This window comes from Salinicola sp. MIT1003 (assembly GCF_001858555.1).
GTDB classification, from domain to species: Bacteria; Pseudomonadota; Gammaproteobacteria; order Pseudomonadales; family Halomonadaceae; genus Salinicola; species Salinicola salarius.
This window is the reverse complement of record NZ_MCAP01000022.1, coordinates 141,336-162,302: the sequence shown is the minus strand read 5'-3', so window position 1 is coordinate 162,302 and position 20,967 is coordinate 141,336. Positions and strand designations below refer to the sequence as shown.

Here is a 20,967-nt window from a genome sequence, read left to right as displayed (position 1 = left end):
CACACGGCTGCCACGCAACCGTATGAACGCCGAGCCAGCTCATGGCTGGCCAAGGATCGACCAGTATGCCATCTGCCGCCGCCGATGGCATGTCCGCCATGAAACCCCTGACCAAAAGACTATCCGACAATGAAAAAACCCCGCGCTGGCGGGGCTTTCGTCATGGCATTCATGAGTTGTCAACAGCTGGCCGCGACGGGTTTGGCCGGGCCGGGAAAGAACAGCGGACGCAGCTTGACGCCAAACATGTTGCCGGCGAAGGCTGCCACCAGCCACAACCAGCCATGCAGGCTGCCGGACGCAATGCCGCTGAAGTAGGCGCCGATATTGCAACCGAACGCCAGGCGAGCACCGTAGCCGAGAAACAGGCCTCCGATCACTGCCGCCGCCACGGAACGCAACGGAATGCGGAAATTCGGGGCGAACCGGCCCGCCAGTGTCGCCGCCAGTCCGGCGCCCAGAATGATGCCGATATTCATTACCGTGGTGATGTCGCTGAAGACACTGCCACTCAATGCCTGGGCATTGCCCGGCTTCTGCCAGTATCCCCAGCCGGTGACGTCGCCGCCAACGGCCTGAAACACCTTGGCGCCCCACAGCGCGAACGCCGAGGTGATTCCCCAGGGCCGGCCGGCCAATGACAACGTCAGGAAGTTGAGCAGTGCCAGGCCGATTGCCCCTGCCAGGATCGGCCACGGCCCGGTCAGCCAGCGGCCGGGCCCGGCGGAGACCGAAGGTGCCTGTTCCAACTGGCCGTGACGCCGCTTTTCCATGGCAATGGTTAATACCGCGATAGCCGCGAACAGCACCAGGCTGGCTGCGATACCGCCGCCCGTACCGAAGAGATCGATCATCGAGGTCGGCTGGAAGGCCGGCAGGCTCTGCCACCAGGCAAAATGCGCCGTACCGATCACCGAACCGACGATGAAGAAAAGCAGCGTGACGACCATGCGCGCGTTGCCGCCACCCACGGTGAACAGCGTCCCGGAGGCACAGCCTCCGCCCAGTTGCATGCCGATTCCGAACAGAAAGGCACCGACGATCACGGACACGCCAATCGGCGAGACGAAGCCCTGCACCGGATGACCGAACAGCGTGCCGGCGCCCAGCGCCGGAAAGAACAGCACCACGGCCAGCGCCAGCATCACCATCTGTGCCCGCAGGCCGCGTCCGCGGCGTTCGGTGATGAACACGCGCCAGGCGGAAGTGAAACCGAACGAGGCGTGATAGAGCACGATCCCCAGCGCACCGCCGACCAGCATCAGCCAGCCCTGATTACCACCGAATGCCAGGCCAACGGCCAGTGAACCCACCGCGAGCAGTGCCGCCGCGATCCAGGCCTTGGGCGATAGCCGTCCAATCCCCGGAGGCGCCGTACGTGTCAGCGTCGTCATAAGCGAAGCCCCTTTTTAGACTAAAATCGAATGGGCAATACTTTAGTCTTTTAGTCGGGAATACGAAAACGACAAAAAGTGCTTTTCTTAGATACTATGGCTATATAGAGAGATCCAAAAAAAGCCGGCCCGAAGGCCGGCCTGTCGGTCGCGAAAGGCGCTTACTGGAAGCGCCCCAGCCCTACCGCGATGCGCAGCTTTTCCATCAGCGCATTGGCCTCGGCGCGGGCTCGCTCGGCCCCTTTTATCAACACCTGCTCGATGTGAGCGGGGTCGTTCATCAACGCCTCGTAACGCTCCCGCGGTTCGCGCAGATGGGCATTCAAGTACTCGAAGACCTCGTTCTTGGCGTCGCCCCAACCGATGCCTTCCGCATAGCGTCGACGCATGTCCAGGCTCTCTTCTTCCGTCGCGAAGGCAGAGTAGATCTGGAACAGCGTGCAGGTATCCGGGTCCTTGGGCTCGCCCGGCTCCAGCGAGTTGGTCTTGATCTTGCGCACCAGCTTGAGCAGCTTCTTCTCGCTGACGAACAGCGGAATGGTGTTGTCGTAACTCTTCGACATCTTGCGGCCGTCGAGACCACGCAGCACTTCGACCTTCTCGTCGACGATCGCCTCGGGCAGCGTGAAATAGTCGCCCTTGTAGATATGGTTGAAGCGCCCCGCCATGTCGCGGGCCATCTCGATATGCTGGATCTGGTCGCGCCCCACCGGCACCTTGTGGGCATTGAACATCAGGATATCGGCGGCCATCAGCACCGGATAGCCGAACAGCCCCATGGTGATACCGCGATCGGCATCGCTCTGGCCATCGGCCTCGTTGTCGGCCACCGCTGCCTTGTAGGCGTGCGCCCGGTTCATCAGTCCCTTGGCGCAGACGCAGGAGAGCAGCCAGGTCAGCTCGGGGATCTCGTGGATATCGGACTGCCGATAGAAGATCGCGTTGTCGGTATCCAGCCCCAGCGCGAGCCACGTGGCCGCGATCTCGAGCCGCGACTGCTGTACTCGCTGCGGATCCTGCGCCTTGATCAGCGCATGCAGGTCGGCAAGAAAGTAGTAGGACTGGACATCGGGATTCTGGCTCTCGGCGATGGCCGGCTTGATCGCGCCGACATAATTGCCCAGATGCGGCGTACCCGTGGTGGTGATACCGGTAAGAACGCGTCGCTTGCTCATGAACTCTTCGAATCGCTAGGGGAAAGTGACAGTGCGGGCAGTTTACCTTGCCACTCTTCCCATAGCGAACACCCCGACCCGATGGGAGTCGGTTCTCAGCCTTTCAGGACCTGCTCCGGCAAAACCACCTCGAGCCCGAAAGCCTCGCCCACGGCGGCATAGGTCACCTGGCCTGCATGGACATTGAGCCCGCCCCGGAAATGGGCGTCGTCGGTGAGCGCCTGCTTCCAGCCCTTGTCGGCCAGTGCGATCACGAACGGCAGCGTCGCATTGGTCAGCGCCTGGGTCGACGTTCGTGCGACCGCACCGGGCATGTTGGCGACACAGTAGTGGACGATGCCATCGACCACGTAGCTGGGCTCGGCATGGGTGGTCGGCTTACTGGTCTCGAAGCAGCCGCCCTGATCGATTGCCACGTCCACCAGCACGCTTCCCGGCTTCATGTCGGCGAGCATCGCGCGGGTGATCAGCTTGGGCGCGGCGGCACCGGGCACCAGCACCGCGCCGATGATCATGTCCGACTCGCGTACGGCCGCTTCCAGCGTCTCGGTGGTCGAATAGACGGTACGGATCTGGCCCTGATAACGGTGGTCAAGCACTTCCAGACGCGGCAGAGACTTGTCGAGAATCGTCACCTCGGCGCCAAGCCCCAGCGCCATCCGCGCTGCGTTCTCGCCGACCACGCCGCCACCGATCACCGTTACCTTGGCCGGCGCTACACCCGGCACGCCCGGCAGCAGGATACCGGCACCGCCCTGGGCTTTCTCCAGGCTGTGCGCGCCCGCCTGTACGGCCATGCGGCCGGCCACGCGACTCATCGGCGCCAGCAGCGGCAAGCCGCCAAGGCCGTCGGTAATGGTCTCGTAGGCGATGCAGGTCGCGCCACTGTCGATCAGACCGCGAGTCAGCTTCTCCTCGGCCGCCAGATGAAGATAGGTAAACAGCGTCTGCTCCGGGCGCAGCCGGGCGACCTCTTCCGCCTGGGGCTCCTTGACCTTGAGGACAAGATCGGCGGAAGCCCACAGCGCCTCGACATCGGCCAACACCTCGGCGCCGGCTTCCCGGTAGGCCTCATCCGGATAGCCGCAGCCACTGCCCGCTTCCGCCTGTACCGAAACACGGTGGCCTCGCGCCACCAGTTCACGCGCGCCGCCCGGTGTTAGGGCGACGCGGTATTCATGGTTCTTGATTTCCTTGGGAATGCCGATGTGCATGGCCATCTCCTCGATCGCTGGTTGTCATTGAAGGGATCGAGCGAATTACAGCACAACAGCAATAAAGGCGGGATAGGGGCAGAAAAAAGACGAACAAGACCTGAATGACGAACTCTTTTTGAAAGAAAATCTGGATTGGCATCGATAGGCAGAAATATTTTCTACTCCCGCGCCACAGCCCCGCCGTAGACCTCGACGAATCGCGGCGGCATTCGCTTGGGCCGCCCGCTGGAGAGTTCGATGCAGGCGAAACGCGTCTGCGCCCGGAGCAACGTCCGCGCACTGGTGACATGGCACAGCTGAAACCGCCGCATCAGCGTCAAGCGGCCGTCGCAGGCGATGATCCAGGTGGCGAGCTGGAGCGAGTCGCCTTCGAAGGCAGGCGCCAGATAATCCAGTTCATGACGATGGACGACCATGCCGCGATCGAGCGCTCGATAGTCGTCGAGACTCAGCCCGAGATGGCGGGAGTGGGTCCAGCTGGCGCGCTCGATCCAGCGCAGGTATTCGGCGTTGTTGACGTGCCCGTAGTGATCGATGCTCGATGCCTCGACCTGGATGTCGATCACGAACGGGCCGGGCAGATCCCATGTCATATGGACCTCCGAATTGTCAGCGGATATTTCGACCATGCCTGGCGAGACGCTTTTGGCCAACCGGGGGTGACCCTGAAACGTCTCGCTTCCCCGAATCAGCGTCTCGCTCCCTGAACGTCATACCGGATCGTCGGCCGGGCGAGCCCGGCCACACTGCCAGCAGCGATCGAAGACTCCTTCCAGCCGCTCACCGCAGCCGGGGCAATGCCACGGCGGCGCGACCACGGCCGGTCCGTCGAGCGCTTCCCTGACCCATCGGCTCGCCTGCGCTTCGGCCTCGGCAGCCACCCAGACTTCCGCCTCGCACTGATCGGGCGGCAGCTCGCCCGCCCCGCCAGCCAGGGTCATGTTGCGCAACGTGGCGGAGATACCGGCGCTCTCGATCACGTTACGAACATGACTGACCAACAAGACATTGGGATGACGGAATACGCGGATCCGGTCGGCAGACATGTCAGCGGTATCGCTCCATTGCGATCCTCAATTGCGGAAGACCCGCACGCCGAGGGCTTTCAGGTAAGCCGTCTCGGGAATCGACGGATGGATCGGGTGATCGCCCGCCTGGCCGCCCCGGTAGATGATCTGGCCGTGGCGATCCTGATGACGCACCGCGCCACGCACGCACTCTACCAGGCGCTCCTCGTACAGATGCATGGAGCAGGACGCCGACATCAGCAGCCCGTCACGACCCAGCAGCCGCATCGCTTCGCGATTGAGACGCGCGTAGGCGCGTTCGCCATTGGCCAGATCCTTGCGCTTCTTGATGAAGGCCGGCGGATCGAGCACGATCACATCGAACTTCTCGCCCTCGGCACGCAGCGCGGTCATGGCTTCGAACACATCGCCGTGGCCGACCGCCACCTGCTCGTGCAATCCGTTGAGCGCGGCGTTCTCGGCAACCCGATCCAGCGCGACCTCGGAAGCGTCCACGCACAGTACCTCGCTGGCGCCATGCGCCGCGGCCTGCACGCCCCAGCCGCCGATATAGCTGAACAGATCCAGCACCCGCTTGCCGGCAACCAGGCCGTTGAGCCAGGCGCGATTGGCGCGGTGATCGTAGAACCAGCCAGTCTTCTGGCCATCCAGCACCGGGGCGACGAAGCGCACGCCATTCTCTTCCAGCAGCACCTCGTCGGGCAGTTCGCCGTGGACCACCGCGACTTCGGACTCGAGCTGCTCCAGCCGGCGCCCGCTGGAATCGTTCTTGAACACGATGGCGCGGGGCGACAGCACCTTGTCCAGCGCCGCGATCACCTCGTCGCGTACCGTTTCCATGCCGAGCGTATTGAGCTGAACCACGAGCACGTCATCGAACCGATCGACGATCAGCCCCGGCAACAGATCGCCCTCGCCATGGATCAGCCGGTAGAACGGCTTGGCGAACAGGCGATCGCGCAGCGCCAGCGCCTGGTTGAAGCGGTGCACCAGCAGCGAACGGTCCAGTCGGACATCGGCATCGCGGGAGACGACGCGGGCACAGATCAGCGAATGCGGATTGACGTAGGCGACACCCAGCGCCTTGCCATTGGCGGCCTCGATGGTCACCTGAGCGCCTGGCTCGAGCTCCTTGAGCGGCGTCGCCTGGATATCGATCTCGTTGGAATAGAGCCACAGATGGCCCGCCTTCAGACGTCGATCGGCGTTTTTCTTGAGGCGCAGTGTCTGGGTCACGGTTGACTCCATGTGCAGGGCTCCATCGGCAAGGGAAATCAGAAAAAGCGTATTGAAGAAACATTTCGAACGAGCGTCGCCGAACAGCAATCTCGGCGCATTCTAACCCGCATGCAGCCATCCATTGATCCGTCGGGGCAAATCGCACGCCGCCCCGGTCGGATCTCGAGCCCGATCGGGCAGAACATTCAGGTCTGGCAAAGGGTGCAGTAAACCGTGGCGCGCTGGCCGAGTACCATATGGCGCAGCTCCAGACCGCAGTGACGGCAGGGCTCGCCGGCACGGCCGTAGACGTTGAGCCGCTGGGCAAAGTACCCCGGCTCGCCGGTGCCGCTGACGAAGTCCCGCAGCGTGGTGCCGCCCTGGGTAATCGCTGCCGCCAGCACCGTCTTGATCGCTTCGGCGAGGCGCTCGAAACGCTCGAGCGAGACACGACCCGCCGCGCGACGCGGATCGATGCCGGCCATGAACAGCGCCTCCGTGGCATAGATATTGCCCACCCCCACGACCACGGCATTGTCCATGATGAAGGTCTTCATCGCCGCACGGCGGCCGCGAGACAGCCGGTAGAGTCGCTGACCATCGAAACCCGGCGACAGCGGCTCCGGCCCCAGGCGGGAAAGCCGGGTATCCGTCGCGGCATCCCCCTTCAGCCAATCGACGAACCCGAAGCGCCGGGGATCGTGATAGCGCAGGATATGGCCGCCCTCGAAGACGATGTCGACATGGTCGTGCTTCTTGGGTGTATCGCCGACGCGGGCAATGCGCAGACTGCCGGACATCCCCAGATGCCACAGCAAGGTACGCTCGCCCAGCGGCAGCAGCAGATACTTGGCGCGACGGGAGAGCTCACCGAACCTTGCGCCGATCAGCGTCGATTCCAGGTCGTCAGGCACCGGCACGCGCATACGGCGCTGACGCACGATGACCTCGACGATCTCTTGGCCTTCGACGTGAGGCGCGATACCGCGGCGGGTCGTTTCGACTTCGGGAAGCTCGGGCATACGTCGGACTCTCGCGATTCATCCATCACAAACGAGAAAACCCGGTCGAGGACCGGGTTTTCCGTACTGTCATTTCAGCGCTGGCATTTCAGCACTATCAGAAAGCTAGATCACTTGATCTTGGCTTCCTTGTACATGACGTGCTTGCGAACGACCGGATCGTACTTCTTGAATTCGAGCTTGTCCGGAGTGTTACGCTTGTTCTTTGCCGTGGTGTAGAAGTGGCCGGTACCGGCGCTGGACACCAACTTGATCTTGTCACGCATCTCTCGACTCCTTAAAGGCTAACGCCGCGCTTGCGAATGTCGCTGAGCACCGCTTCGATGCCCTTCTTGTCAATGATGCGCATACCCTTGGAGGACAGGCGCAGCTTGACGAAACGCTTCTCGGACTCGACCCAGAAACGATGCGTATGCAGGTTCGGGACGAAACGACGACGTGTCTTGCGCTGTGAGTGCGAGACGTTATTACCAGTCACCGGACGCTTACCGGTAACCTGACAAACTTGGGACATGGAAGCCTCCGACCACTGGCGGGTTGGGTTGTTCGGTTTATCTCGGACACGCAGTTCGGGAAGAACCCATCCATCTCGATTCCATCATGGAAATGGCGGGTATCATTCGCTCGACTGCCATGGTCCAACGCCTTGATTCACTGGATCAATGCGCCGACTCAAAGGTGCCCCGATTCAAAGGGCGTACTTTATACCAGACGCCTCCGTTCTTCGCAACAATCGACGACAACTACTACCGTGCCAGCGAAGCGTTGGCCGATCGTTTCCGACAGGCCATCGAAGGGCGTCACCCCAGAACATGGCGCGGTATGTTACCCGAATCCGACACGCGTTCCCATTCGAATCTCAAAACACTGTCCATTTACCACAGTCCATTCACTGCCCGTTCCGCCAATCCAGCGCGTCCGTCGCTTGTTCATAACCAGCCTCGTTCGGCGAACGAAATTACCTCGCCGTCGCCGATCACGAAATGATCCAGCACCCGGATATCGAACAGCCCCAGCGCCTCGCGCAGGCGTTCGGTGATCCGACGATCGGCATCGCTCGGCTCGGCCACGCCGGAAGGATGGTTATGCGCAAAGATGACGGCACCGGCATTGTGCGCCAGCGCGCGCCGGGCGACTTCACGCGGATAGACGGAGGCGCTGTCCAGCGTGCCTTCGGACAGGATCTCGAAGCGGATCACGCGATGCTGCGTGTCCAGAAACAGGGCCGCGAACGCCTCGTGATCGAGATGGCGCAGCTGGGCACTCAGGAATCGACGCACCAGCGTCGGGGAAGTCAACGCCGCATCGCGCTCGAGCAGGCTGCCGAGATGACGACGCGACAGCTCCAGCGTCGCCTGAAGCTGCACGAAAGTCGCCTCGCCCAGGCCATGCTCGGCACAGAATCGCTGGCGATCCGCTTCCAGCAGCTGACGCAGCCCGCCGAAGCTGCTCAACAGGTCACGTGCCAGATCCACCGCCGAGCGCCCCTTGACGCCGACCCGCAGGAAGATTGCCAGCAGCTCGGCATCGGAAAGTGCTGCGGACCCTAGCGTTAGAAGTTTCTCCCGTGGCCGCTCCCCTTCCGGCCAGTCGCGTATTGCCATACCCCTTCCCGTCCATTCGCCGTGAATTATCGAACCTCTGATCAGGTCATCGGCCGGTCCCGTCAAAACCTGACCGATTTTCATTGGCGATGACGTTCTACCTTTCATCGGCGATGACGCTCTACTCCCAAAGTCGAATCGTCAATTTCCGGCAACTTGATGCCACACGAGTAGACCGTTTGACGCAGAACCCCGGGCTACCCGTTGATCGGCCGGCTCAAGGGGCTGGCCGAGCTGCGCGGGGTGGAGCTCGCCGTCCAGCGTCTGTTGCCGCTGAGTACCGTCCACACCGAGGAGTCGTGAGCTACGCAATCCCCGGCGCCGGTGGTAAGGTGGATGCCTGCTTTTTCAGGACGTCGACCATGGTTTCACCACTCGGGCCGGGACTGGCCGGAACCCGCATTCTGCTCGGCATCAGCGCCGGTATCGCCGCCTACAAGAGCGCACATCTCGCCCGTCTGTTGAAGAAGACGGGCGCGGAGGTGCGCGTGGTGATGACCGAAGGCGCCCAGGCCTTCATCACGCCGTTGACCCTGCAGGCGCTCACCGGTGAGCCGGTGCGGACCTCGCTGCTGGATCCGGAAGCGGAGGCCGGCATGGGCCACATCGAGCTGGCGAAATGGGCGGACATCATCCTGATCGCGCCGGCCACCGCCGACCTGATGGCGCGCCTGGCCCACGGTCACGCCGACGACCTGCTGACGACACTGTGCCTCGCCACCGAAGCCCGCTGCCTGATGGCGCCCGCCATGAACCAGGCGATGTGGCGCCACCCGGCGACGCTGGCCAATGCCGATCGACTTGGCGAGCTGGGCTGGACGCTGCTGGGTCCGGATGCCGGCGATCAGGCCTGCGGCGATGTCGGCCTGGGTCGCATGCTGGAGCCGGAAGCCATTCTCGCCCAGTTGCTGAGCGAGCTCGAACCGGCCCGCGGCGAGTCGCCCGAGGTGATGCCTCTGCAGCGGGATCTGGCCGGCAGGCGGGTGGTGATCACCGCCGGCCCCACTCGCGAGGCGCTGGATCCGGTGCGCTATCTCTCCAACCACAGCTCCGGCAAGATGGGCTACGCGCTGGCCGCGGTCTGCGCCGAGCGCGGCGCCAGCGTCAGCCTGGTCAGTGGCTCGGTGACGCTCACGACGCCTCCCGGTGTCGAGCGGATCGACGTGACCTCGGCCACGGAGATGCTGGCCGCCGTCGAGTCCCGGATGCCTTGCGACCTGTTCATCGGCTGTGCCGCCGTGGCCGACTATCGCGCTGCGTCCATCAGCGAACACAAGTTGAAGAAAGCCAACGACGACAGCGGCCTGACCCTCGAACTGGTGCGCAACCCGGATATCGTCGCCACGGTCGCCGCCCGCGAGGACCGCCCGTTCACGGTCGGCTTCGCCGCCGAGACGCAGACGCTGGAAACCCACGCCGGCAGCAAGCTCGAACGCAAGCGACTGGATCTGATCGTCGCCAACGACGTCTCCCGAGAGGGCATCGGTTTCGGCAGTGACGACAACGCCGTCACGCTACTCTGGAAGGCGCATGACCAGACGCAGCGCCATTCGCTGCCGGTTCAGTCCAAGGCCGCGCTGGCAGGCGCGATCATCGACCATATCGCCTCCCGACTGCCCTAACGGGCGTCGGCATCCGGTTCGCGCTCGAGCAATGGTAAGCTAGGCCGCTCTCTGGCCTTTCATTTCATGCTCTTTCAGGAAGTCACTTTTCATGCCATCCAGCACTCCGTCCGCGGCACCCTCTTCGACAGCGACTGCCAGGCCGAAGCTTTCGGTCAAGGTTCTCGACGAGCGCGTGCACGACTATCCGCTGCCGCACTACGCCACCACCGGCAGTGCCGGCATGGACCTGCGCGCGCTGCTCGACGAAGCGCTCACCCTCGCCCCGGGCGACAGCGCGCTGGTGCGCACCGGCCTGGCCATCCACATCGGCGATCCGGGGCTGGCCGGCGTGGTGTTGCCTCGTTCCGGCCTCGGCCACAAGCACGGCATCGTGCTGGGCAACCTGGTCGGGCTGATCGATTCCGATTATCAGGGCGAGTTGATGATCTCGGTGTGGAACCGTGGCCAGAACACCTTCGTGCTCGAACCCGGCGAACGACTGGCACAGTACGTGCTGGTGCCGGTGGTCCAGGCCGAGCTCGAGATCGTCGAGGATTTCATCGCCACCGAACGGGCGGGCGGCGGTTTTGGCCACTCTGGTCGAAAGTGAAGCGGCGAAACAACGCGCCGGCAATAATCACCGAACGCTCGCTGGTCTCGGTCAATCGAGCTCTCTGTAAGGAAATGTCGCGTGGCGCTAAGCGCAACCATCTATAAAGCGAAACTCAACGTCAGCGATCTCGATCGTCACTACTATGGCGATCACGCGTTGACCGTGGCCTGCCACCCTTCCGAGACGGCGACGCGCCTGATGGTGCGGCTGCTGGCGTTCATCGCCAATGCGCACGCCACCAGCGGCGACAACGATCTCGCCATGACTCGCGGACTGAGTACTGACGACGAGCCGGATCTGTGGCTCAAGGCGCCGGACGGCCGCATCCTTTCGTGGATAGAATTGGGTGAACCGTCGCTGAAGCGCATCAAGCAGGGGCTCTCCCGAGCCGAACGCGTGCTGATCTATCCCTACGCACCACGCAGTGCGGCACAGTGGTGGAAAAAGCTGGAAAGCGATATCCGGGCACAACCGCGGATCGAGGTCTGGAATCTGCCGGCGGAGCCGCTGGCGGCGCTGACCGCCCTCGTCGACCGCAACCTGAGCCTGGGCGCCACGCTGATGGAAGGCCAGTGGCTGATCACCGACGGTCAGGCGTCGGTGGAACTCGAATTCGAACGGTGGGCGTGACGCCGACCGGATGTGATCAATGACAAGGACTTGCCGATGAACGACCAATCCGGTGCCAACGTACCCGCCTCGATCTTTCGGGCCTACGATATTCGCGGCGTCGTCGACGACACACTGACCGAGGAAACGGTGGAATGGATCGGCCGCGCAGTGGGCAGCGAAGCCGCCGCCCGCGGCCAGCAGTGCGTGATCGTCGCCCGTGACGGCCGCCATTCCGGCCCCCGCCTGCAGGCAGCGCTGATCCGCGGCCTGCGCGCGTCCGGTCGCGACGTGGTCGATATCGGCCGCGTACCGACGCCGGTGCTCTACTTCGCCACCGCCACGCTCGATGAAAGCCGCAGCGGCGTGATGGTGACCGGCAGCCACAATCCGCCGGACTACAACGGTTTCAAGATCGTGCTGGACGGCGTCGCGATCTCCGGAGACGCGATTACCGGGCTGCTCGAGCGCATCCGCAGCGGCGACCTCAGCGAAGGCGACGGTACGCTGACTCAGATCGATGTCGGCGAAGCCTATCTTCAGCGCATTCTGGGTGACGTGACCCTCGACCAGAGCCAGCGCGAGCGCCCGCTCAAGGTGGTGGTGGATTGCGGTAACGGCGTCGCCGGCGAACTGGGACCCAGGCTGATCGAGGCGCTAGGGGCGGAGACCATTCCTCTGTTTGCCGAGATCGACGGGGACTTCCCTAACCATCATCCCGATCCCGGCAAGCCGGAGAACCTGGTCGACCTGATCGCCAAGGTCAAGGAGACCGGCGCCGATATCGGGCTGGCCTTCGACGGCGACGGCGATCGCCTGGGCGTGGTCACGCCCTCGGGGGAGATGATCTACCCGGACCGGCTGCTGATGGCGTTCGCCACCGACCTGCTCGAGCGCGATCCTGGCGCCCGAATCATCTTCGACATCAAGTGCACCGGCAATCTGGCCCAGATCATCGAACGGGCCGGCGGCGAGCCCGAGATGTGGCGCACCGGTCACTCGCTGATCAAGGCGCGGATGAAGGAAACCGGGGCACAGCTGGGCGGCGAGATGAGTGGCCATATCTTCTTCGCCGAGCGCTGGTACGGCTTCGACGACGGGCTCTACTCGGCCGCCCGGCTGCTGGAGATTCTGTCGCGCCAGCCGGTCGACGCCGATCGCTATTTCAGCACGTTCCCGCAGGATGTCAGCACGCCGGAACTGAACGCGGCAGTCACCGACGAAGAGAAGTTCGCAATCGTCGAGCGGCTGGCCGAGAGCGGCGACTTCGGTCAGGATGGCATCAAGACGACACTGGACGGCATCCGGGTCGACTATCCCGATGGCTGGGGCCTGTGCCGCGCCTCCAACACCACGCCGATGCTGGTGCTGCGCTTCGAGGGCAAGGATCAGGCGGCATTGACACGCATCCAGCAACGGTTCGGTGCCGCGCTGCGTGCGGTGGCGCCGGAAGTGGAACTGCCGTTTTAACCCTGCGTCACGACACCCTCGTGTCGCTGGCGGCACGTGTCATCGATAACGCAGCAGACAAGACCGTCCCGTGCACGGGCCATCGCCTCGGCGGGAAAGCGCCATCAGCGGCGCGCAGATAGTGGAGACATGACGCCTCATGAACGAAAGCCCACGCGACCCACGCCAGGTGGTCGAGATCCTGTCCGAGGCGCTGCCTTACATTCAGCGCTATTCCGGCAAGACCGTCGTGGTCAAGTATGGCGGCAACGCCATGACCGAAGACAAGCTGATCGACTCCTTCGCTCGCGACATGGTGCTGATGAAGGAAGTCGGCATCAACCCGGTCGTGGTCCACGGCGGCGGCCCGCAGATCGGTCAGCTACTGGCACGGCTCGACATCGAGTCTCGCTTCGTCAACGGCATGCGCGTCACCGATGCGGAAACCATGGACGTGGTGGAAATGGTGCTGGGCGGGCTGGTCAACAAGAACATCGTGACCCAGATCAACCAGTGCGGCGGCAAGGCGATCGGCCTGACCGGCAAGGACAATGCGCAGATTCTGGCTCGTCAGCTCAAGGTGGAGCATCGCACGCCGGAGATGACGGCGTCCGAGATCATCGATATCGGTCACGTCGGCGAAGTGGAGCACATCTCCACCGACCTGATCGAGATGCTGGCCGAACGCGACTTCATCCCCGTCATCGCGCCGATCGGCGTCGATCGTGAAGGAAACAGCTACAACATCAATGCCGATCTGGTGGCAGGCAAGGTCGCCGAAGCGCTGAAGGCCGAGAAGCTGATGCTGTTGACCAACGTCGCCGGCCTGCAGGATGCCGAAGGCAAGGTGATGACCGGACTCTCCACCGAACAGGTCGATGCCCTGATCGCCGACGGCACGATCTACGGCGGCATGCTGCCGAAGATTCGCTGCGCGCTGGACGCCGTCAAGGGCGGTGTCGGCAGCGCCGTCATCGTCGATGGCCGCGTGGTGCACTCCACGCTGCTGGAGATCTTTACCGATGCCGGGGTCGGCACCCAGATCACCGACCATCGTGACTGATTCGCGCTACTCTGATTTCAATCACTGCGGGCCTGGAAGGCCCGCCCCGACCGCCGAACGGAAGACAGGCCGTCCGGGCCGCTCCAGGAGGGAGCTTCGACAACACGACCGATAAGAACCGTCATGACGCAGGCAACCCCCCAGCTTTCCCGCCGTGAACAGATCCTTCAGGCACTCGCGTTGATGCTCGAGGAGGACAGCGGCAAACGCATCACCACCGCCGCGCTGGCCCGCCAGGTCGGCGTCAGCGAAGCGGCGCTCTATCGCCATTTTCCCAGCAAGGCGCGCATGTTCGAAGGGCTGATCGAATTCATCGAAGCCAGCCTGTTCGAACGCATCCGGCGCATCCTGGACGACGAGCCCTCGGCGCTCGCTCGCTGCGAGACGATCGTCCAGCTCGTGCTGGCCTTCGCCGAGAAGAACCCCGGCCTCAGCCGGCTGATGGACGGCGATGTACTCACGGGCGAGACAGCGCGTCTGCGCACGCGCATGTCCCAGCTGTTCGAGCGTCTGGAGACCCAGTTCAAGCAGGTTCTGCGCGAGGCGGAGCTGCGCGAGGGCTTGCGTCCCCAGTTGCCGGTGCCGGCGGCGGCCAACCTGTTGTCGGCCTTCGTGGAGGGCCGGATCAGTCAGTACGTGCGCAGCGACTTCCGCCACCGCCCCACGTCACACTGGAACGATCAGTGGCGCCTGCTGGGCGACGGATTGCTGACCGTATCGCCACAGGCCGCCTCGATCTGACCCCTGCGGCAAGGCATTTCGCCCCAACGCAAAAAGCCCGGCTGATGCCGGGCTTTTCGTATCGTCCTTTCGTATCGTTCATCGGTCATCGCCGACCGCCTCGCGCCATGAGCGAGTATCTTCAGCCAGCGATCACGCGGCGATCGCGTCACCCAGCTGCTGCTTGATCTTCTTCATCGCGTTCTTCTCGAGCTGGCGAATGCGCTCGGCCGACACGCCGTAGACATCGGCCAGCTCATGGAGCGTGGACTTGTGCTCGGAAAGCCAGCGACGCTGCAGAATGTCGCGAGAACGCTCGTCCAGTTCGCTAAGCGCCTCTCGCAGACGCCGCGTATAGTCCGCTTCCCAGTCATCCGCTTCGAGCTGCGCGGCAGGATCGAAGCTGTGATCCTCAAGATACTGCGCCGGCGCCTGATAGCCCTGCTCTTCCTCTTCACCGGGGCTGGCATCGTAGCCCGCGTCATAGGAAGACAGACGACCTTCCATCTCGCGCACGACCTTCGGCTTGACGTCGAGATCCTTGGCGATCGCATCGACCTCGTCGTTGCTCAACCACGCCAGCCGCTTCTTGGCACTGCGCAGGTTGAAGAACAGCTTACGCTGCGCCTTGGTCGTGGCGATCTTGACGATGCGCCAGTTGCGCAGCACATATTCGTGGATCTCGGCCTTGATCCAGTGAACTGCGAAAGAGACCAGACGAACGCCCTGGTACGGGTCGAAACGCTTGACCGCCTTCATAAGCCCGACGTTGCCTTCCTGGATCAGGTCGGCCTGGGGCAATCCATAACCGGAGTAGCTTCGCGCGATATGCACGACGAAACGCAGGTGCGACATGATCAGCCGGCGGGCCGATTCGAGGTCGTCCTCTTCGTAAAGACGCACGCCCAGGTCATGCTCTTCTTCCGCCGTCAGAACGGGGATGCCGTTGACGGCCTGAATGTAACCGTTGAGATCGTGACCCGGGGAAAGGTTCCCAATGGATTGAAGACTGGTGCTCATGTGCGTTGTCTCCATGCTAGGCGGCGTGTCGGAGCGAAGAGCCGGTATTGGCTCGATCCGCCTGGAACACGTCGCGACAGGTTGTTCTGCCTGTCTACGAGAGTGCCTGATGAGACCCTCAGTGTAGACAAAAGTTCAATAACCACGCCAACTTCAACGGGCCTGAAATCGGCCATTCGCTGGGCTGACCGATAATACGATGAATGGCGGCGAATGGCATCATGGCCGCATCTCGACACCGTTGACGACTTTTCGAAACCGCTGGTTAGCCTAGCGTGGCTTGATGTCCGATAGATGACGCCCCACGGCAAGCCATGCTCCCAACCAGCCCAACAGTGTACTAAAAAGCAGCAGAAAAACCGAATTCCTGCCACCCAGCGACGGCAGCGCGAAGTGGGCGCCGTAGCTTTCCGCCAGCGCCGCGACCGGCGACGCCAGCCAGTTCCCGCCAAGCATGAGAATCACCAGCGCCAGAACACCTCCGCCCAGCCCATACCAGGCGCCACTGTAGAGAAACGGGCGCCTCACGAAAGCATGCGTCGCACCGATCAGCGTCACGACCTCGATTTCCTGACGCCGACTCTCCACGGCCAGCCGTATCGTGTTGCCGACCACCAGCAGCACGCCCAGGCCAAACAGCAGCGCCAGCGCCAGCGCGACGCGCTGCCCCAAGTCCGCCAGCTGTTGCAGCCGGTCCAGCCAGGCCAGATCCAGCCGGACTTCATCGACTCCCTCGATCGTCTGCAGACGCTGGCTCAGCGACTGTACGGCAGCGGGCGCGGTATCGTCCGGTGTGACCACGACGCTGGCCGGCAGCGGGTTGGCGTCGAGCTGGGAGAGCGCATCGTCGACGCCCAGTGTCTGCTGGAACGCCGCCAGCCCCTCGGCCGCCGTCACCAAGCGCGCGCCGGCCACGCCGGGCTGCCCGCCGACCTCGGCGGCCAGATCCATCGCCTCGGACTCATCGATATCCGCCTGGAAGTAGACCGTCAGCGTGGCGCTTTCGTCGAGCTCGGCATCGAGCAGCCGGGCGCTGTCCAGCACCAGCCACAGACCGGCCGGCAGAATCAGTGCAATGGCGATCGCCAGCATGGTCAACAGCGTCGAGATCGGGCGCCTGATCAACCGTAACGCGCTGTCGCCCATCATCGCGCGGTGATGGCGCATCCAGGCGCGACCGCCGCCCCCAGCTCGGCGTTGCGGCTTCTGCGCTCCGCGCCGCCCTTCGACACGACGCTCGGCGGAGGGTCGACGCTCGCTCATGCCGCCTCCTCGTCGCCGATGAGCCTGCCATCCCGCAGCTTCAGCACCCGATGGCGCAGGCGAGCGATCAAGGCCAGATCGTGGCTCGCCACCAGGACCGTGGTGCCGATACGGTTGAAGTCTTCGAACAGCCGCATGATGTCGGCGGAGAGCTGGGGGTCGAGATTACCGGTCGGCTCGTCGGCCAGCAGCAGCGCCGGCTTGTTGACCACGGCTCGTGCGATGCCCACCCGTTGCTGCTCGCCGGTGGAAAGCTCGATCGGCAGGGCCCGCTCACGATGCAGAAGCCCGACCTTGTCGAGCGCGGCGCGCACGCGTCGCGCGGCATCGCCTGGCTCGACGCCCTGTATCGTCAACGGTAATGCCACGTTGGCGAAGATGTCCCGATCGAACAGCAGCTGGTGATCCTGGAAGACCACGCCGATCTGGCGGCGATAGTAGGGAACCTGACTGATATGCAGTTGATCGAGGTCGTGACCGGCGACCAGCACCCGGCCACGTGAAGGGCGTTCGAGACGCATGATCAAGCGCAGCAGCGAGCTCTTGCCGGCACCGGAGTGGCCGGTCAGGAACAGCATCTCGCCCCGCTCGACGCGAAAGTTGATATCGGCGAGTGCCTCGAAGCGTCCGCCGTAGCGCTTACCAACGTGCTCGAAGGCAATCATGAATCGGCATCGCCGTCCCGACCGAACAGCGCCTTGACGAAGGTCTGCGCATCGAACGGGCGCAAGTCCTCAAGCGACTCCCCGACCCCGATAAAGCGGATCGGTGTCCCCATCTTCTTGGCCAGAGCAAAGATGATGCCCCCCTTGGCGGTGCCATCGAGCTTGGTCAAGGTGATCCCGGTGATCGGAATGGCTTCATCGAAGGTGGTCGCCTGGGAGATCGCGTTCTGCCCCGTCCCCGCATCGAGCACCAGCATCACCTCATGCGGCGCGCTGGCGTCGAGCTTGGCCATGACACGCTGCACCTTCTTGAGCTCTTCCATCAGATGGCTCTTGTTGTGCAGCCGGCCAGCGGTGTCGGCGATCAGCACGTCGACTTTGCGCGCCCGGGCCGCAGCGACGGCATCGTAGATGACCGAGGCACTGTCGGCACCGGTGTGCTGGGCGATCACCGGAACCCGGTTGCGATCGCCCCAGACCTTGAGCTGCTCGACCGCGGCGGCACGGAAGGTGTCGCCGGCTGCCAGCATCACGCTACGGCCTTCGTTCTGGAAACGCTGGGTGAGCTTGCCGATGGTCGTGGTCTTGCCGACTCCGTTGACGCCCACCATCAGGATCACGAACGGGCCCTCGCCCTTCGGCGGCAACTGCAATGGCTGGGAGACCGGTTCGAGCAGCGCTGCCAGCTCTTCCTGAAGCGCACGATAGAGCGCATCGGCGTCGGCCAGCTCCTTGCGCGAGACTCGCCCCGTCAGCCGCTCGATGATCTCGGTGGTCGCCTCGATCCCCACGTCGGCCAGCAGCAGTTGGGTCTCGAGGTCCTCCATCAGCTCGTCGTCGATCTGCTTCTTGCCCAGCAGCAGATCGGCGATGCCATCGGTCAGGTTGGCGCGAGTGCGCCCCAGGCCGGCACGAACGCGCGCCAGCCAGCCGCCCTTGGGCTTCTCTTTGGGGGCCGGTGCGGATACCGGTGATACGGCTGCAGGCGGCTCGGGTTCGGGCTCGGGCTCGGGCTCGGGCATCGAAGCGGGTTCCGGCGCCGGCGTCACGTCCCTCGCCAGATCGGTCGCGCGCGTTCCCTCGGCCTGGTCTTCCTGCAAGGCCGACTGCGGCGACTCCTGCGACAGCGGCTCGCTGAGCGCTTCCCTGGCGGCCGTTTCCTCGAGCGAAGAGGGCTCGTAATCCACGGTGGCCGGACGCTCGGGATCCTCGGCCTGGACGGAAGGCTCATCGGGCGTGACGGTGCCCGACACCGAGGCACGCTCCGGCTCGGCAGGCGCGTCACCCCGGCCGGAGTTCGCCTCGGCAGGGGTCTCGTCACCCTGCTCAACCGCTGGCTTCGGCTCGTCCGAAGGCGTGTCGTCGCCCGGCTCTTCCTCGCCGCGCTCCGCTGCCGCCCTGGCCTCGGCTTCCTCGGCCTCACGCCGGCGGGCTTCCTCTTCCTGCTGCTGCTTTTTACGACTCTTGAATAGTCCGAACATGGATGGCTTCACTGATGAAAAAGTCGTGCTTGCGTCGCTGAATCAGCGCCGATCATCACGGCTTCGGAGAATATCGATAACGAGACCTCATCCTATCACCGCGAGGGTTGCGGGGGTACAATTGCCCGCCATGAATCGACGTCGTTCCCGTCGGGCCGCCAACGGCGCTCGCAATCACGCTCACAGCCCTCGAGGCCACGCCAATGACGCTCGCGCTCTCCAGGGCGCTCGGCAGTCCGCGCACCGTGGCAGCGGCCAGTTGCGTCTGATCGGAGGCGATTTCCGCCGCCGCAAGTTGCCGATCCCCGAGAGTCCGGGCTTGCGCCCGACACCGGACCGGGTTCGCGAAACCCTGTTCAACTGGCTGGCCTTCGATATTGCCGGTCGGCGTGTGCTGGATCTCTATGCCGGCACCGGCGCGCTGGGTCTGGAAGCGCTGTCGCGCGGCGCGGCGCAGGCCATGTTCGTCGAGTCGACCGCTCACGTGGCCGCCGCGCTGGAGGCGAACATCGCCATGCTGGGGGCCGCGGGCCAGGTGCATCGTACCGATGTGGAACGATTTCTGGCGGGCACGCCTGCCGCGTTCGATATCGTCTTTCTCGATCCGCCGTTTCGCCAAGGGCTCGCGCAGCGTACGTGCCAGGCGCTCGAATCGGGGGGCTGGCTGTCGCCCGGCGCCATGATCTACGTCGAGACGGAACACGAGCTTGACTGGCAGGCGCCGGGGCACTGGCAATTGCATCGCGACATCGTCGCCGGAGACAGCCATGGCCGGCTGTTCCGGCGCCAGCCAACGGCCAAATGACGTCGCCGCTTCGAGACGCTTGTCGTTGGCCCTGACGCCACGTACGCTGGCTCCCATCAGGTCACCAGTCGTTTTATGGTCATGGTATCGAGACCACCGCCACGAACTTTCAAGGCCCAAACTTTCGAGGCCGAACTTTCAAGGAGAGAGTGCAGATGAACGGAGAAATCTTCGCCAAGCTGGAACAGAAGATTCAGGATGCCGTCGACAGCATCGAAATGCTGAAAATGGAGAACGAAGAGCTCAAGGCAGAGAATGCCCGCTTCCAGCAGGAGCGCGAAGAGTGGGAACAGCGTCTCGGCGGCCTGCTGGACAAGCTGCAATCACTGGATAGCACTGGCGACAGCACCAACCAGAACGGCTGAAGCGAATCGGCGGGGCGGACTCTCGCAGACTGCGCAGACTGCCCCGTCGAGCCACCTGCCCCGCCGCACTGCCTGAGTTTCCCGCCTATCCAGCCTCCGATCCTGCCCTCGTTTCTTAAGCTGCCACAAGGTAACGCGCTACCGGCGAGCCTTCACCCCAGCTCCCGCGACATCAACAGCGCATCCTCGCTGCCGCCGTCATCGCGACGATAGTAGCCACACCGCTGGCCGTCGACCGCGAATCCGGCACTCTCGTAGAGCCTTCGGGCCGCCACATTGGACGCGCGAAGCTCCAGCAGCAGGCGTTCGGCTCCTCGCTCGATGGCACACTGCGTGATCCACCCCAGCAGTTCACTCGCCAGCCCGTGGCGCCTGTCGCTCGGCCGGACACAGATCGACTGCAGCTCGGCATCGAAAGGCAGATAAGCCAGGACGGCAGCCGCTCGCAGTTCGACGCCTTCCACCGCCCAGATTCCCCAGACGTCGAAGTCATCGTCGAGCAGCGCCGCGCTCAGCAGCGCTTCCGACCAGGCGTCATCGTTGGCCTGACGCTCGAACGCCATCAAGGCCGGCAGGTTCTCGATCCCGAGCCGGGCCGGGACCGTGCCGACCGTTGAACTCTTGGTTTTGCAAACGTTGATCGACATGGAAA

The 20,967-nt window shown here is 63.8% G+C and carries 23 protein-coding genes; 8 read left to right on the top strand and 15 right to left on the bottom strand.

Going from position 1 to position 20,967, the window contains the following annotated elements; translation table 11 throughout:
* Positions 1 to 179: 179 nt before the first annotated feature.
* The 10 genes from BC443_RS10580 to radC all read right to left on the bottom strand — a co-directional run bounded on the left by BC443_RS10580 (position 180) and on the right by radC (position 8,658).
* Positions 180 to 1,394: a YeeE/YedE family protein gene (locus BC443_RS10580; RefSeq protein ID WP_071231794.1), complete on the bottom strand. Its 1,215-nt coding sequence runs from the start codon at positions 1,392 to 1,394 to the stop codon at positions 180 to 182.
* 161 nt (positions 1,395 to 1,555) lie between these two features.
* Positions 1,556 to 2,569, bottom strand: a complete 1,014-nt coding sequence (locus BC443_RS10575; protein ID WP_071231793.1) for a tryptophan--tRNA ligase — start codon at positions 2,567 to 2,569, stop codon at positions 1,556 to 1,558.
* A 95-nt stretch (positions 2,570 to 2,664) separates the two neighbouring features.
* Positions 2,665 to 3,783: an alanine dehydrogenase gene (ald, locus tag BC443_RS10570; RefSeq protein WP_071231917.1), complete on the bottom strand. Its 1,119-nt coding sequence runs from the start codon at positions 3,781 to 3,783 to the stop codon at positions 2,665 to 2,667.
* Positions 3,784 to 3,944: 161 nt separating this feature from the next.
* On the bottom strand, positions 3,945 to 4,379 hold the full coding sequence (locus BC443_RS10565; protein ID WP_071231792.1) for a thioesterase family protein: 435 nt from the start codon (positions 4,377 to 4,379) through the stop codon (positions 3,945 to 3,947).
* A gap of 117 nt (positions 4,380 to 4,496) precedes the next feature.
* The gene (locus BC443_RS10560) at positions 4,497 to 4,832 is read right to left on the bottom strand and encodes a DUF2007 domain-containing protein (protein ID WP_071231791.1); all 336 of its coding nucleotides are present in this window, start codon (positions 4,830 to 4,832) and stop codon (positions 4,497 to 4,499) included.
* Positions 4,833 to 4,859: 27 nt separating this feature from the next.
* Positions 4,860 to 6,062 (bottom strand): class I SAM-dependent rRNA methyltransferase, encoded by a 1,203-nt coding sequence (locus tag BC443_RS10555; RefSeq protein ID WP_210766275.1) that lies wholly within the window; start codon positions 6,060 to 6,062, stop codon positions 4,860 to 4,862.
* 176 nt (positions 6,063 to 6,238) lie between these two features.
* On the bottom strand, positions 6,239 to 7,054 hold the full coding sequence (gene mutM / locus BC443_RS10550) for a bifunctional DNA-formamidopyrimidine glycosylase/DNA-(apurinic or apyrimidinic site) lyase (RefSeq protein ID WP_071231790.1): 816 nt from the start codon (positions 7,052 to 7,054) through the stop codon (positions 6,239 to 6,241).
* A gap of 110 nt (positions 7,055 to 7,164) precedes the next feature.
* Positions 7,165 to 7,320, bottom strand: coding sequence for a 50S ribosomal protein L33 (gene rpmG, locus BC443_RS10545; RefSeq protein WP_031384643.1), 156 nt, complete (start codon positions 7,318 to 7,320; stop codon positions 7,165 to 7,167).
* Positions 7,321 to 7,331: 11 nt separating this feature from the next.
* Complete coding sequence (gene rpmB / locus BC443_RS10540; RefSeq protein WP_071231789.1) at positions 7,332 to 7,568, bottom strand: 50S ribosomal protein L28; 237 nt, start codon at positions 7,566 to 7,568, stop codon at positions 7,332 to 7,334.
* Between the two features lie 415 nt (positions 7,569 to 7,983).
* Entirely contained in the window at positions 7,984 to 8,658 is a 675-nt protein-coding gene (gene radC / locus BC443_RS10535; RefSeq protein WP_071231788.1) for a DNA repair protein RadC, read from the bottom strand.
* Positions 8,659 to 9,020: 362 nt separating this feature from the next.
* Between radC and coaBC the strand changes: the two genes are divergently transcribed.
* From coaBC to slmA, 6 genes are all read left to right on the top strand, one after another.
* A complete protein-coding gene (gene coaBC / locus BC443_RS10530; RefSeq protein ID WP_071231787.1) occupies positions 9,021 to 10,280 on the top strand; it encodes a bifunctional phosphopantothenoylcysteine decarboxylase/phosphopantothenate--cysteine ligase CoaBC in 1,260 nt (419 codons plus the stop codon).
* Positions 10,281 to 10,371: 91 nt separating this feature from the next.
* On the top strand, positions 10,372 to 10,872 hold the full coding sequence (gene dut / locus BC443_RS10525; protein WP_071231786.1) for a dUTP diphosphatase: 501 nt from the start codon (positions 10,372 to 10,374) through the stop codon (positions 10,870 to 10,872).
* 81 nt (positions 10,873 to 10,953) lie between these two features.
* On the top strand, positions 10,954 to 11,505 hold the full coding sequence (locus BC443_RS10520) for a YaeQ family protein (protein WP_071231785.1): 552 nt from the start codon (positions 10,954 to 10,956) through the stop codon (positions 11,503 to 11,505).
* A 36-nt stretch (positions 11,506 to 11,541) separates the two neighbouring features.
* Positions 11,542 to 12,954, top strand: coding sequence for a phosphomannomutase/phosphoglucomutase (locus BC443_RS10515; protein WP_071231784.1), 1,413 nt, complete (start codon positions 11,542 to 11,544; stop codon positions 12,952 to 12,954).
* Positions 12,955 to 13,093: 139 nt separating this feature from the next.
* Entirely contained in the window at positions 13,094 to 13,996 is a 903-nt protein-coding gene (gene argB, locus BC443_RS10510) for an acetylglutamate kinase (RefSeq protein ID WP_071231783.1), read from the top strand.
* A gap of 123 nt (positions 13,997 to 14,119) precedes the next feature.
* Entirely contained in the window at positions 14,120 to 14,737 is a 618-nt protein-coding gene (slmA, locus tag BC443_RS10505; RefSeq protein WP_071231782.1) for a nucleoid occlusion factor SlmA, read from the top strand.
* A gap of 132 nt (positions 14,738 to 14,869) precedes the next feature.
* On the opposite strand, the gene rpoH is transcribed toward slmA, so the two are convergent.
* The 4 genes from rpoH to ftsY all read right to left on the bottom strand — a co-directional run bounded on the left by rpoH (position 14,870) and on the right by ftsY (position 19,145).
* Positions 14,870 to 15,736, bottom strand: coding sequence for an RNA polymerase sigma factor RpoH (gene rpoH, locus BC443_RS10500; protein ID WP_071231781.1), 867 nt, complete (start codon positions 15,734 to 15,736; stop codon positions 14,870 to 14,872).
* Between the two features lie 270 nt (positions 15,737 to 16,006).
* On the bottom strand, positions 16,007 to 16,999 hold the full coding sequence (ftsX, locus tag BC443_RS10495; protein WP_071231780.1) for a permease-like cell division protein FtsX: 993 nt from the start codon (positions 16,997 to 16,999) through the stop codon (positions 16,007 to 16,009).
* The gene (ftsE, locus tag BC443_RS10490; RefSeq protein ID WP_071231779.1) at positions 16,996 to 17,664 is read right to left on the bottom strand and encodes a cell division ATP-binding protein FtsE; all 669 of its coding nucleotides are present in this window, start codon (positions 17,662 to 17,664) and stop codon (positions 16,996 to 16,998) included. Before ftsE ends, ftsX begins: the two co-directional genes overlap by 4 nt.
* Positions 17,661 to 19,145: a signal recognition particle-docking protein FtsY gene (gene ftsY / locus BC443_RS10485; protein WP_071231778.1), complete on the bottom strand. Its 1,485-nt coding sequence runs from the start codon at positions 19,143 to 19,145 to the stop codon at positions 17,661 to 17,663. Before ftsY ends, ftsE begins: the two co-directional genes overlap by 4 nt.
* Positions 19,146 to 19,275: 130 nt before the next feature.
* Here ftsY and rsmD point away from each other — a divergent pair, with 130 nt between their 5' ends.
* Complete coding sequence (rsmD, locus tag BC443_RS10480) at positions 19,276 to 19,950, top strand: 16S rRNA (guanine(966)-N(2))-methyltransferase RsmD (protein ID WP_071231777.1); 675 nt, start codon at positions 19,276 to 19,278, stop codon at positions 19,948 to 19,950.
* Positions 19,951 to 20,105: 155 nt separating this feature from the next.
* Entirely contained in the window at positions 20,106 to 20,315 is a 210-nt protein-coding gene (locus BC443_RS10475; protein ID WP_071231776.1) for a cell division protein ZapB, read from the top strand.
* Between the two features lie 152 nt (positions 20,316 to 20,467).
* On the opposite strand, the gene BC443_RS10470 is transcribed toward BC443_RS10475, so the two are convergent.
* Positions 20,468 to 20,962, bottom strand: a complete 495-nt coding sequence (locus BC443_RS10470) for a GNAT family N-acetyltransferase (RefSeq protein WP_083387330.1) — start codon at positions 20,960 to 20,962, stop codon at positions 20,468 to 20,470.
* Positions 20,963 to 20,967 lie beyond the last annotated feature (5 nt).

What these genes read in the sequence shown, in the direction of transcription:
- BC443_RS10580 (WP_071231794.1), bottom strand. Translation starts at nt 1,394, where the DNA reads ATGACGACGCTGACACGTACGGCGCCTCCGGGGATTGGACGGCTATCG.
- BC443_RS10575 (WP_071231793.1), bottom strand. Translation starts at nt 2,569, where the DNA reads ATGAGCAAGCGACGCGTTCTTACCGGTATCACCACCACGGGTACGCCG.
- ald (WP_071231917.1), bottom strand. Translation starts at nt 3,783, where the DNA reads ATGCACATCGGCATTCCCAAGGAAATCAAGAACCATGAATACCGCGTC.
- BC443_RS10565 (WP_071231792.1), bottom strand. Translation starts at nt 4,379, where the DNA reads ATGACATGGGATCTGCCCGGCCCGTTCGTGATCGACATCCAGGTCGAG.
- BC443_RS10560 (WP_071231791.1), bottom strand. Translation starts at nt 4,832, where the DNA reads ATGTCTGCCGACCGGATCCGCGTATTCCGTCATCCCAATGTCTTGTTG.
- BC443_RS10555 (WP_210766275.1), bottom strand. Translation starts at nt 6,062, where the DNA reads ATGGAGTCAACCGTGACCCAGACACTGCGCCTCAAGAAAAACGCCGAT.
- mutM (WP_071231790.1), bottom strand. Translation starts at nt 7,054, where the DNA reads ATGCCCGAGCTTCCCGAAGTCGAAACGACCCGCCGCGGTATCGCGCCT.
- rpmG (WP_031384643.1), bottom strand. Translation starts at nt 7,320, where the DNA reads ATGCGTGACAAGATCAAGTTGGTGTCCAGCGCCGGTACCGGCCACTTC.
- rpmB (WP_071231789.1), bottom strand. Translation starts at nt 7,568, where the DNA reads ATGTCCCAAGTTTGTCAGGTTACCGGTAAGCGTCCGGTGACTGGTAAT.
- radC (WP_071231788.1), bottom strand. Translation starts at nt 8,658, where the DNA reads ATGGCAATACGCGACTGGCCGGAAGGGGAGCGGCCACGGGAGAAACTT.
- coaBC (WP_071231787.1), top strand. Translation starts at nt 9,021, where the DNA reads ATGGTTTCACCACTCGGGCCGGGACTGGCCGGAACCCGCATTCTGCTC.
- dut (WP_071231786.1), top strand. Translation starts at nt 10,372, where the DNA reads ATGCCATCCAGCACTCCGTCCGCGGCACCCTCTTCGACAGCGACTGCC.
- BC443_RS10515 (WP_071231784.1), top strand. Translation starts at nt 11,542, where the DNA reads ATGAACGACCAATCCGGTGCCAACGTACCCGCCTCGATCTTTCGGGCC.
- argB (WP_071231783.1), top strand. Translation starts at nt 13,094, where the DNA reads ATGAACGAAAGCCCACGCGACCCACGCCAGGTGGTCGAGATCCTGTCC.
- slmA (WP_071231782.1), top strand. Translation starts at nt 14,120, where the DNA reads ATGACGCAGGCAACCCCCCAGCTTTCCCGCCGTGAACAGATCCTTCAG.
- rpoH (WP_071231781.1), bottom strand. Translation starts at nt 15,736, where the DNA reads ATGAGCACCAGTCTTCAATCCATTGGGAACCTTTCCCCGGGTCACGAT.
- ftsX (WP_071231780.1), bottom strand. Translation starts at nt 16,999, where the DNA reads ATGAGCGAGCGTCGACCCTCCGCCGAGCGTCGTGTCGAAGGGCGGCGC.
- ftsE (WP_071231779.1), bottom strand. Translation starts at nt 17,664, where the DNA reads ATGATTGCCTTCGAGCACGTTGGTAAGCGCTACGGCGGACGCTTCGAG.
- ftsY (WP_071231778.1), bottom strand. Translation starts at nt 19,145, where the DNA reads ATGTTCGGACTATTCAAGAGTCGTAAAAAGCAGCAGCAGGAAGAGGAA.
- rsmD (WP_071231777.1), top strand. Translation starts at nt 19,276, where the DNA reads ATGAATCGACGTCGTTCCCGTCGGGCCGCCAACGGCGCTCGCAATCAC.
- BC443_RS10475 (WP_071231776.1), top strand. Translation starts at nt 20,106, where the DNA reads ATGAACGGAGAAATCTTCGCCAAGCTGGAACAGAAGATTCAGGATGCC.
- BC443_RS10470 (WP_083387330.1), bottom strand. Translation starts at nt 20,962, where the DNA reads ATGTCGATCAACGTTTGCAAAACCAAGAGTTCAACGGTCGGCACGGTC.